Source organism: Parafrankia sp. EUN1f, assembly GCF_000177675.1.
GTDB lineage: Bacteria > Actinomycetota > Actinomycetes > Frankiales > Frankiaceae > Parafrankia.
In genome coordinates this window covers 1-8666 of record NZ_ADGX01000247.1, presented here as the reverse complement: position 1 = coordinate 8666, position 8666 = coordinate 1, and the positions used below count along the sequence as shown (strand labels likewise).

9 protein-coding genes and 1 pseudogene are annotated in these 8666 nt (G+C 71.6%); 8 read left to right on the top strand and 2 right to left on the bottom strand.

Annotated features, from left to right (window positions below; genetic code table 11):
* The 8 genes and pseudogenes from FREUN1FDRAFT_RS44675 to FREUN1FDRAFT_RS36590 all read left to right on the top strand — a co-directional run.
* Positions 1-134, top strand: a pseudogene (locus FREUN1FDRAFT_RS44675) (peptidase M50); the annotation flags it as partial.
* 252 nt (positions 135-386) lie between these two features.
* Positions 387-1541: a flavodoxin-dependent (E)-4-hydroxy-3-methylbut-2-enyl-diphosphate synthase gene (gene ispG / locus FREUN1FDRAFT_RS36625; RefSeq protein WP_006545465.1), complete on the top strand. Its 1155-nt coding sequence runs from the start codon at positions 387-389 to the stop codon at positions 1539-1541.
* Between the two features lie 16 nt (positions 1542-1557).
* Positions 1558-2409, top strand: coding sequence for a GNAT family N-acetyltransferase (locus tag FREUN1FDRAFT_RS36620; protein WP_006545464.1), 852 nt, complete (start codon positions 1558-1560; stop codon positions 2407-2409).
* 339 nt (positions 2410-2748) lie between these two features.
* Positions 2749-3822 carry an ABC transporter substrate-binding protein gene (locus FREUN1FDRAFT_RS36615; protein WP_006545463.1) on the top strand — a complete coding sequence of 358 codons (1074 nt, stop codon included), beginning with the start codon at positions 2749-2751 and terminating at the stop codon, positions 3820-3822.
* A 101-nt stretch (positions 3823-3923) separates the two neighbouring features.
* On the top strand, positions 3924-4685 hold the full coding sequence (locus FREUN1FDRAFT_RS36610; protein WP_006545462.1) for an ABC transporter ATP-binding protein: 762 nt from the start codon (positions 3924-3926) through the stop codon (positions 4683-4685).
* Positions 4675-5706 carry an ABC transporter permease gene (locus FREUN1FDRAFT_RS36605; protein WP_006545461.1) on the top strand — a complete coding sequence of 344 codons (1032 nt, stop codon included), beginning with the start codon at positions 4675-4677 and terminating at the stop codon, positions 5704-5706. The genes FREUN1FDRAFT_RS36610 and FREUN1FDRAFT_RS36605 overlap by 11 nt, the downstream gene beginning before the upstream one ends.
* 91 nt (positions 5707-5797) lie before the next feature.
* Positions 5798-6253, top strand: a complete 456-nt coding sequence (locus tag FREUN1FDRAFT_RS36600) for an Rrf2 family transcriptional regulator (RefSeq protein WP_006545460.1) — start codon at positions 5798-5800, stop codon at positions 6251-6253.
* A gap of 192 nt (positions 6254-6445) precedes the next feature.
* Entirely contained in the window at positions 6446-7411 is a 966-nt protein-coding gene (locus FREUN1FDRAFT_RS36590) for an HAD family hydrolase (RefSeq protein WP_006545458.1), read from the top strand.
* A 116-nt stretch (positions 7412-7527) separates the two neighbouring features.
* Here the strand turns inward: FREUN1FDRAFT_RS36590 and FREUN1FDRAFT_RS36585 are convergent, their stop codons facing one another.
* Together FREUN1FDRAFT_RS36585 and FREUN1FDRAFT_RS36580 are read right to left on the bottom strand one after the other, a co-directional pair.
* A complete protein-coding gene (locus tag FREUN1FDRAFT_RS36585; RefSeq protein WP_006545457.1) occupies positions 7528-8013 on the bottom strand; it encodes a DUF4439 domain-containing protein in 486 nt (161 codons plus the stop codon).
* A partial coding sequence (locus FREUN1FDRAFT_RS36580; RefSeq protein ID WP_050796181.1) for a hypothetical protein occupies positions 8010-8666 on the bottom strand: 657 nt, incomplete at its 5' end. The genes FREUN1FDRAFT_RS36580 and FREUN1FDRAFT_RS36585, both read right to left, overlap by 4 nt.

The following is an 8666-nucleotide window of genomic DNA, read 5'->3' as shown; positions in this document are numbered from 1 at the left end:
ACCGAGGTCCAGTGCAGCCGGTGGACTTCGCGAAGCTGTTACCAGCCACGTACGCCACGGTCGTCGTTCTCGTCGGGTTCAGTCTGATCATACTGTCCGCCGACATCGTCAACCCCATCCGCATCAACCAGTGAGCCGCCGTGTACCCGCGGTGGCGCGCGGTGGTGGTCAGTGGACGCCCCGGTCGCCGGTCGATCCGGTCGGGCGTCGCGCCGGCCGTCGTGAGTGCGCCGCCTCCGCACGACGTCCATCGACCTGATTGACCGATCCAGCCGATCCGTGAATCGGCTCGGACCTGATCGACCCGGACGCCCCGGTCGTGCTCGACGGACCGGGGCTGGGTCGCCAATTGACGATCAAGAATCCGACACGCCAGTGAGGACATCGTGACCGTTACTCTGGGCATGCCCGCCGCTCCGCCCCGCCCGGTCGGAACCCGGCGGGTCAGCCGGCAGATCCACGTGGGCAACGTGCCGGTCGGAGGTGACGCCCCGGTCTCCATCCAGTCGATGTGCACCACGCTGACCTCGGACGTCAACGCCACCCTGCAGCAGATCGCCGAGCTGACCACCGCCGGCTGTCAGATCGTGCGGGTCGCCGTCCCCAGTCAGGACGACGCGGACGCGCTCGCGGCGATCGTGCGCAAGTCGCCGATCCCGGTGATCGCCGACATCCACTTCCAGCCGAAGTACGTGTTCGCCGCGATCGACGCGGGCTGCGCCGCGGTCCGGGTGAACCCGGGCAACATCAAGCAGTTCGACGACAAGGTCGGGGAGATCGCGCGTGCCGCCAAGGGCGCCGGCATCCCGATCCGCATCGGCGTCAACGCCGGGTCGCTCGACAAGCGCCTGCTGGAGAAGTACGGCAAGGCCACCCCGGAGGCGCTCTGCGAGTCGGCGCTGTGGGAGTGCTCCCTGTTCGAGGAGCACGACTTCCGCGACATCAAGATCTCGGTGAAGCACAACGACCCCGTGATCATGATTCAGGCCTACCGGCTGCTGGCCCAGGCCTGTGACTACCCGCTGCACCTCGGTGTCACCGAGGCCGGCCCGGCGTTCCAGGGCACCGTGAAGTCGGCTGTTGCCTTCGGCGCACTGCTGGCCGAGGGCATCGGCGACACGATCCGGGTCTCGCTGTCGGCTCCTCCGATCGAGGAGGTCAAGGTCGGCTCGGCGATTCTGGAGTCGCTCGGGCTCAAGGAGCGGCGGCTGGAGATCGTCTCCTGCCCGGCCTGTGGCCGGGCCCAGGTCGACGTCTACACCCTCGCCAACGAGGTCAGCGCGGGTCTCGAGGGCATGGAGGTGCCGCTGCGCGTGGCCGTCATGGGCTGCGTCGTGAACGGCCCGGGCGAGGCCCGCGAGGCCGACCTCGGCGTCGCCTCCGGCAACGGCAAGGGTCAGATCTTCGTCCGTGGCAAGGTAATCAAGACGGTCCCCGAGGCGCAGATCGTGGAGACTCTGATCGAGGAGGCCATGCGACTGGCCGAGGAGATGGAGGCTGACGGCGCGGCCTCCGGTACGCCGTCGGTGTCTGTGGCCTGACAACGGGAAGGGCTGGATGGGTCTGCCGCTTCGCTCCACTCCGACCAGGCTTCTCGATGACCGGGATCTTCCCGCGGTCACCGAGTTGCTGAGCCGCAACCCGGTCGCGGACGTGTTCGTCGCGTCGCGGGTGGCGGCGTGCGGCCTGGATCCCTGGCGCCTGGGCGCCGAGGTCTGGGGGCACACGGTCGACGGCACCCTCACAGCCCTGTGTTACTCCGGCGCGAACCTCTGGCCCGTGGGGGCGGGCCCGGACTCGGCGAAGCTGTTCGCCGAGCGGGCCCGCCGCCAGGGGCGCCGCTGTTCGTCGATCGTCGGCGTCGCTTCGGCGGTCGCCGCGATGTGGCGGCATCTGGAGCCGGTGTGGGGTCCGGCCCGGGAGATCCGCGGCGAGCAGCCTTTACTCGCCATCAACGACGAGCCCCGGATCGCGCCCGATCCCGGGGTCCGCCAGGTCCGGCCAGACGAGCTGGACATCCTGCTCCCCGCCTGCATCGCGATGTTCACCGAGGAGATCGGGGTCTCGCCGGTCGGCCCCGACGGTGGCGCGCTCTACCGCTCCCGGGTCGCCGAGTTCATCGGTCAGCGGCGGTCCTTCGCCCACATCGAGAACGGCCGGGTGCTGTTCAAGGCGGAGCTCGGTGCCGTCGCGGGGGACGTCTGCCAGATCCAGGGCGTGTGGGTTGACCCGGCGCTACGCGGTCGCGGCCTCGGCGCCGCCGGTACCGCCAGCGTCGTCGCGCTGGCTCGGGCGATGTTCGCTCCGGTCGTGAGCCTGTACGTGAACGACTTCAACCACGTCGCGCGCCGCGCCTATGAGCGTGTCGGCTTCGAGCGCGTGGGCACGTTCGCCTCGATTCTCTTCTAGCGCGGACGTCCGGGCTGAGCCCGGCTCTCGCTGCGACCGCCACGTCGCCCCACTGCCACGCCACGCCGCGTCGGCTGTCGCGTCGCTGTCCACTGCCGTGTCGCGTGCACGGATCCCGTGCTCGCGCTGTGGTGGTCGACGCGTCCTCCTCCACCACCCGAATCGCCGGATCGTGGTCGCTCGATCACTGATCGCGGTGCTTTTTGGCATCTGTGTTCATTGCTGTGGCGCTATCGCCCTATCTCTGGCATCCTTACCTTCTCGACATAATCAATCGACAAGACGCATTCGATCGAGTTTGTTGAATGATCGGGTGCGTGGGAGAGGGTACGGAACGTGATGAAGCCCCGGGGTCTGTGGCGCAGGTTCGTGCCACTGGTTGCTGCCAGTGCGCTAGCGCTGACGGTGGCCGCCTGCTCGGGCGACGACGGGGGGTCGGAGTCCGTGGCGGCCTCCGGGGAGGTCACGGGAACCCTGCGGCTCGGGTACTTCCCGAACCTCACCCACGCCCCGGCGCTCGTCGGCGTTGAGCAGGGCACCTTCGCCAAGGAACTCGGCTCCGGAGTGAAGCTGGCGCCCTCGACGTTCAACTCGGGCACGCAGGAGGCGGAGGCGATCCTCTCCGGCGCGATCGATGCCGGCTTCATCGGTCCGAACCCGGCCGTGAACACCTTCATCAAGTCCAAGGGTGAAGCCATCCGGATCGTCTCCGGGGTGACCTCCGGCGGTGCGGCGCTGGTGGTGAAGCCGGAGATCACCTCGGTCGACCAGCTTCGCGGCAAGACGCTGGCCACGCCGAGCCTCGGCAACACCCAGGACGTCGCGCTGCGCTACTTCCTCAAGAAGAAGGGCTTCGAGACCGACACCAAGGGCGGCGGCGACGTCTCGATTCGCCCGCAGGACAACTCGATCACCGTCGACGCGTTCAAGTCCGGTGCCATCGACGGCGCGTGGGTGCCCGAGCCGACCGCGTCCAGGCTGGTCTCGGAGGGCGGCCACGTCCTCGTCGACGAGGCCGACGAGTGGCCCGAGACCGACGGCAAGTTCGTCACCACCGTCCTGCTCGTCCGCACGGACTACCTGAAGAAGAACCCGGAGATCGTCGAGCGGCTGATCACGGCGAACATCGACGTGATCAAGCAGCTGAACGACGACCCGGCCGCAGGGCAGGCCGCCGCGAACGAGGCGCTGAAGAAGCTCACCGGCAAGCCGCTCGCCGACGACGTCGTCACCGCGGCCTGGAAGGGCCTGACGTTCGGCCCGGACCCGGTCGCGAAGTCGCTGTTCACCTCGGCTGCGCACCAGGCGGAGCTCGGGCTCATCAAGGACCCCCAGCTCGACGGGATCTTCGACCTCTCGATCGTCAACAAGATCCTCGCCGACGCGGGCGAGCCGGCGGTCGCGGACAAGTAGCCCACGGGCGAGAGCACAGACAGGCACGGAGCGGGTGCCGTGGCGGCCATCACCGCCACGGCACCCGCTCTGGCGCACCACGTACCCAAGGGGAGCAAGCTGTGACCGTTCTCACGGCGGACACGGCGCTGCGGATCGACGGCGTCAGCCGGGTCTTCGGCGGCGGGGCAGGTCAGGTCCGCGCACTGGACGACATCCGGCTGGATGTCCGGCCCGGCGAGTTCGTCTGTCTGCTCGGAGCATCGGGCTGCGGCAAGTCGACCCTGCTCGGACTGGTGGCCGGCCTCGACCAGCCCACGACGGGAACGGTCGACACCGGCGGGCGTCGGGTCGGGATGATGTTCCAGGACTCGGCACTGCTGCCCTGGCTGACCGCCGGGGGCAACGTCGAGGTGCCGTTGAAGCTGCGCCGGGTGCCGAAGGCGACGCGGGAGGCGCGAGTTCGCGAGCTGCTCGCGATGGTCCGCCTCGCCGGGCAGGCGGACCGGCGTCCGCACGAGCTGTCCGGGGGCATGCGGCAGCGGGTCAGCCTGGCCCGGGCGTTCGCCCAGGAGGCCGACATCCTCTGCATGGACGAGCCGTTCGGGGCGCTCGACGCGATGACCCGCGACCTCCTCCACGACGAGCTGGAGCGGATCTGGCGCGAGACCGGCATCACCGTCCTGTTCGTCACCCACGACGTGCGGGAGGCCGTGCGGCTGGGGGACCGGATCGTTCTGCTCTCCTCCCGGCCCGGCCGGGTCGCGGAAGTCATCGACGTCGCGATCGACCGCCCGCGCCGCATCGATCAGCCCCAGGTTTCCGAGCTGGCCGCCGCCGTGACGGCACGGCTGCGGGAGGAGGTCGCGCGTCATGGCCACTGACACCGACACCGGCGTGCCCTCGCTCCGGACACCGGACCGGACACAGGATCGGACGCCGGACCAGACACTGGCCGGCCTCGACGCGCTCGACATCCCGGTGGGCGAGCAGCGTCCGCTGGCCCGCCGCACGTGGTCCGCGACCTGGCCGAAGGTCGCCGCGTTCGCGCTGTTCCTGCTGCTCTGGCAGGCGGTCGTCTGGTCGGGCTGGAAGCCGACCTACGTGCTGCCGGGCCCCGACGAGGCCCTGCCCGAGTTCTTCAGCCAGCTCGGCACCGCCGACTTCTGGGACGCGCTGGGCCGGACCCTCAGCCGTGCCGGCCAGGGCTACGCGCTCGCGGTGGTCATCGGCGCGGCCGTCGGGCTCGCGGTCGCGCGCTTCGCGCTGCTGCGGACCGCGGTGGGGTCGTTCATCACCGCGCTGCAGACGATGCCGTCCATCGTCTGGTTCCCGCTCGCGATCCTGCTGTTCCAGCTCAGCGAGTCGGCCATCATGTTCGTCGTCGTGCTCGGGGCCGCTCCGTCGGTGGCCAACGGCGTCATCTACGGTGTCGACTACGTCCCGCCGTTGCTGGTCCGGGTCGGGCGCAGCATGGGGGCGAAGGGCTTCGCGCTCTATCGGCATGTCGTGGCCCCGGCGGCGCTGCCGTCGGTGCTCGCGGGGCTCAAGCAGGGCTGGGCGTTCGCGTGGCGCAGCCTGATGGCCGGCGAGCTGATCGTCATCGTCCCCGGCCATCCCTCGATCGGTGCCAACCTGCAGAACGCCCGCGACCTTTCGGACACCGTCGGTGTCATGGTGTCCATGCTGACGATCTTCGTCGTCGGCGTGGTCGTGGATGCCGTCTTCAACGCCCTCGACCGGCGGATGCGGCAGCGAAGGGGCCTGCTGGCCGAAGGCTCGGCCGCGGTCAAGGCGGCCCGTGGGCCCCGGCGCCCCGGCCCGGAGGCGGGCGCCGAGCCGGGTGGTGGGCACCTACCGGCACCCGCGCGCGGCGGCGAGGGCCCGTCCGACACCGGGGTCTGACCGGCCGCCGGCGCGCGACCTCGGCTGCCCGGCCACCCAGGTCTGCGGGCCACCGAGCGCCGCTTGGCGCTGCGGGCTGCAAGATAGTGCCATGCAGATCTCCGCCCGGGCCGACTACGCACTGCGGGCCCTGCTCACGCTCGCTGCCTCGGACGGCAACCTCGTCAAGGGGGAGACCCTCGCCTCGGCACAGGACCTCCCCCTGCGTTTCCTGGAAAACATCCTCACCGACCTGCGGCGCAGCGGCCTCGTGCAGAGCCGCCGCGGTGCCGACGGCGGCTACCAGCTCTGCCGCCCTGCGGAGGACATCACGATCGCCACGGTGATCCGGGCGACCGACGGCCCGCTGGCCAGCGTCCGCGGCCGTCCGCCGGAGACCGCGCACTACGAGGGCGCGGCCAAGCATCTCCAGGACGTCTGGATCGCGACCAGGGTCAACCTGCGCCGGGTACTGGAAGCCGTCACCCTCGCCGACGTCGCCAGCGGGAAACTGCCGGACATCGTCTGTGAGCTGCGGGAGGATCCGGACGCATGGACCACCAGATAGGCAGGGGCCACCACATGGCCAGAGGCCACCACACGGCCGCGGGCCACCAGGCGGTCGCGGGCCACCAGGCGGTCGCGGGCCACCAGACAGTCGCGGGCCACCAGACAGTCGCGGGCCACCAGACAGTCGCGGGCCACCAGACAGTCGCGGGCCGCCGGCCAGCCATGGGCCAGCAGCCAGCTCGGTGATCGGGTGGCCTTCTCGTGGTTCACGCAGGGCACAGACCCGGCTGTCGGCGGAGCCGTCGACCCGGCTGCCGGCGGGGCTCCGGGCCCGAACGGCGGAAGGCCGCTCGAAGCCGTGGTCTTCGACTGGGGCGGCACACTGACGCCGTTCCACGACGTGGACCTGCTCGACCTGTGGCGAATGGCCGCCATCGAGATCTCGCCGGCGCACGCGGATGAGATCACCGCGATCCTGGCCGGGCTGGAATCAGCCTGGTGGCGGGGCCGGGAGGGTGCCGACGGGTTGTCCGGGAACGGTGCCCAGGACGGGATGACCGGCTCGGTCACCGAGCTGCTCGCCGAGGCCTCGGCCCGGCTGGGCGTCGACGTGGCCGCCGCGGTGCTGCAGGCCGCCACCCGTCGCGACCTGGCGGCGTGGACCCCGCACACGATGTGCGACCCCGAGGCGTTGCTGCTCGTGCACCTCGTTCGCGCCCGTGGCCTGCTCGTCGGCCTGCTGACGAACACCCGCTGGCCACGGCTGTGGCACGAGCGGCTGCTGGAGCGGGACGGCCTGCTCGGTCTGTTCCACGCGCGGGTCTACACCAGTGATCTTCCGTTCGACAAGCCGCATCCGATCGCGTTCCAGGCTGTGCTTGACGCGCTCGGGCTGGTGGATCCGTCCCGTGTTCTCTTCGTCGGCGACCGCGTGCAGACCGACATCCGCGGTGCCCGAGCCGCCGGCATGCGCACCGTCCTCGTCGCGGATGGCCGGGCCGGTCCAGGACCGGGTGGTCTCGGACCGGGCCGGACGGATCTGGCCGGACCGGCCCGCCCGAACCCGTTGGCCGATCCGATTCCTCGGGATGACGGGGGACGTGCCAGGGGACAGCGGCCTGTCGCCGCGGACGCGGTCATCGCCCGGCTCGGACAGCTTCTCGACGTCCTCGACGCGTTCGGGGCGGCCAGGCCGGGGACGCCGCCACCGCGCTGATGCCGCAAGCCCGCCGTCCACCCGACCGGCCTCCGCGCGGCGAGGGGCGGCGCGGGGGCTCCGCGCGGCGAGTTGGCAGCGCCTCGCGAAGGGCTGCCTGCCTGCCGAGCGGCCGCTCAGCGGCCGGGAAAGGCGGCGGTCGCGGACCCCGGGGCGACACCGGCGGCGAGCCTGGCTCGCTGCCCCCGCAGCGTCATGGCGACCAGTGTGTCGACGGCCATCTCCCGGTCGGCACCGGTGAGAACGTCCACCGCGGCCAGGGCGGACACGGCTGACTGGTCCTCGATGCGGGCGAGGAGGTCGAGTGATCCGGCGACACCCGCCGGCTCGACCGGCAGCTGATAGGCGGCGAGGGCCGCGGGAGGCGTCGCTCCGCGTGTTCTCAGCATCGCGACGAGCGTGTCCCGCAGCGCCCGGTGATCGTCGAGGGCGTTTCTGGCCAGATCCCGAGCGGGGCGGGCCGCGTCGCCCAGCGGGGCGAGAACGCCGCCCGCCGCGGCGGCCGCGTAGACGGCGGCGTGCGCCGAGGCCAGCATCGACGACAGCGCCCTGGCCTGCGGGTCGGGTGCGGCCGAGGCCGCGACTCCGGTGGGGGCGGTCACCGGGCCACCGTCGGCTGCGCCTGGCCGATGAGCTCCGCGTGCGCGGACTCGGCGGCGCACAGACTCGCCAGCAGCCCCGCCAGGCCCGTGCTCGCGGTGAGGCAGCCGGCCCGGTGCGCGGTGGCGGTGGTGCCTTCGAGGGCCGCGAGGGCGGTGAGCGTGGCGGTCTGCGTCTCGGATGTGTCCGCTGTGTTCGCGGTGTCCGGCACGGGATCCCCGGTGGACGTCGTGGATGCTGTCGCCGCTGCCGCGGATGTCGTGGGCGCCGCCGATGTCGCGGACGCGCCGATGCCGGGCAGCCCGAGGGCGGCCAGATCGCTGCCATGCTCGGCGTGATGTTCGCGGATCGCGCGCAGTGTCGTGGCGAGCCCGGGATGGCGGCTGATCGCGGCGTCGTAGGCGGTCAGCAACTCGGCTTCCCGCTGGTAGGCCGCCGTGGCGGCCGCGACGTCAGCCGGGTTCGCCGTCGGCGTCGGGGCCACCGGGCCCGAGCTGGTGCAGCCGGCCGAGGCGAGAAGCACCGATGCTCCAGCGCCGACCAGCGGGACGGCGGCCAGGATCGCCCGGCGCGACGGACCGGAACCGGCTGCTGTGGGCACGGCAGGCAGCTTCGCACATGGGCGGGCCGGTGCCGGTCCCGCGGTCGCACCGCC

What these genes read in the sequence shown, in the direction of transcription:
- FREUN1FDRAFT_RS36620 (WP_006545464.1), top strand. Translation starts at nt 1,558, where the DNA reads ATGGGTCTGCCGCTTCGCTCCACTCCGACCAGGCTTCTCGATGACCGG.
- FREUN1FDRAFT_RS36605 (WP_006545461.1), top strand. Translation starts at nt 4,675, where the DNA reads ATGGCCACTGACACCGACACCGGCGTGCCCTCGCTCCGGACACCGGAC.
- FREUN1FDRAFT_RS36615 (WP_006545463.1), top strand. Translation starts at nt 2,749, where the DNA reads ATGAAGCCCCGGGGTCTGTGGCGCAGGTTCGTGCCACTGGTTGCTGCC.
- FREUN1FDRAFT_RS36600 (WP_006545460.1), top strand. Translation starts at nt 5,798, where the DNA reads ATGCAGATCTCCGCCCGGGCCGACTACGCACTGCGGGCCCTGCTCACG.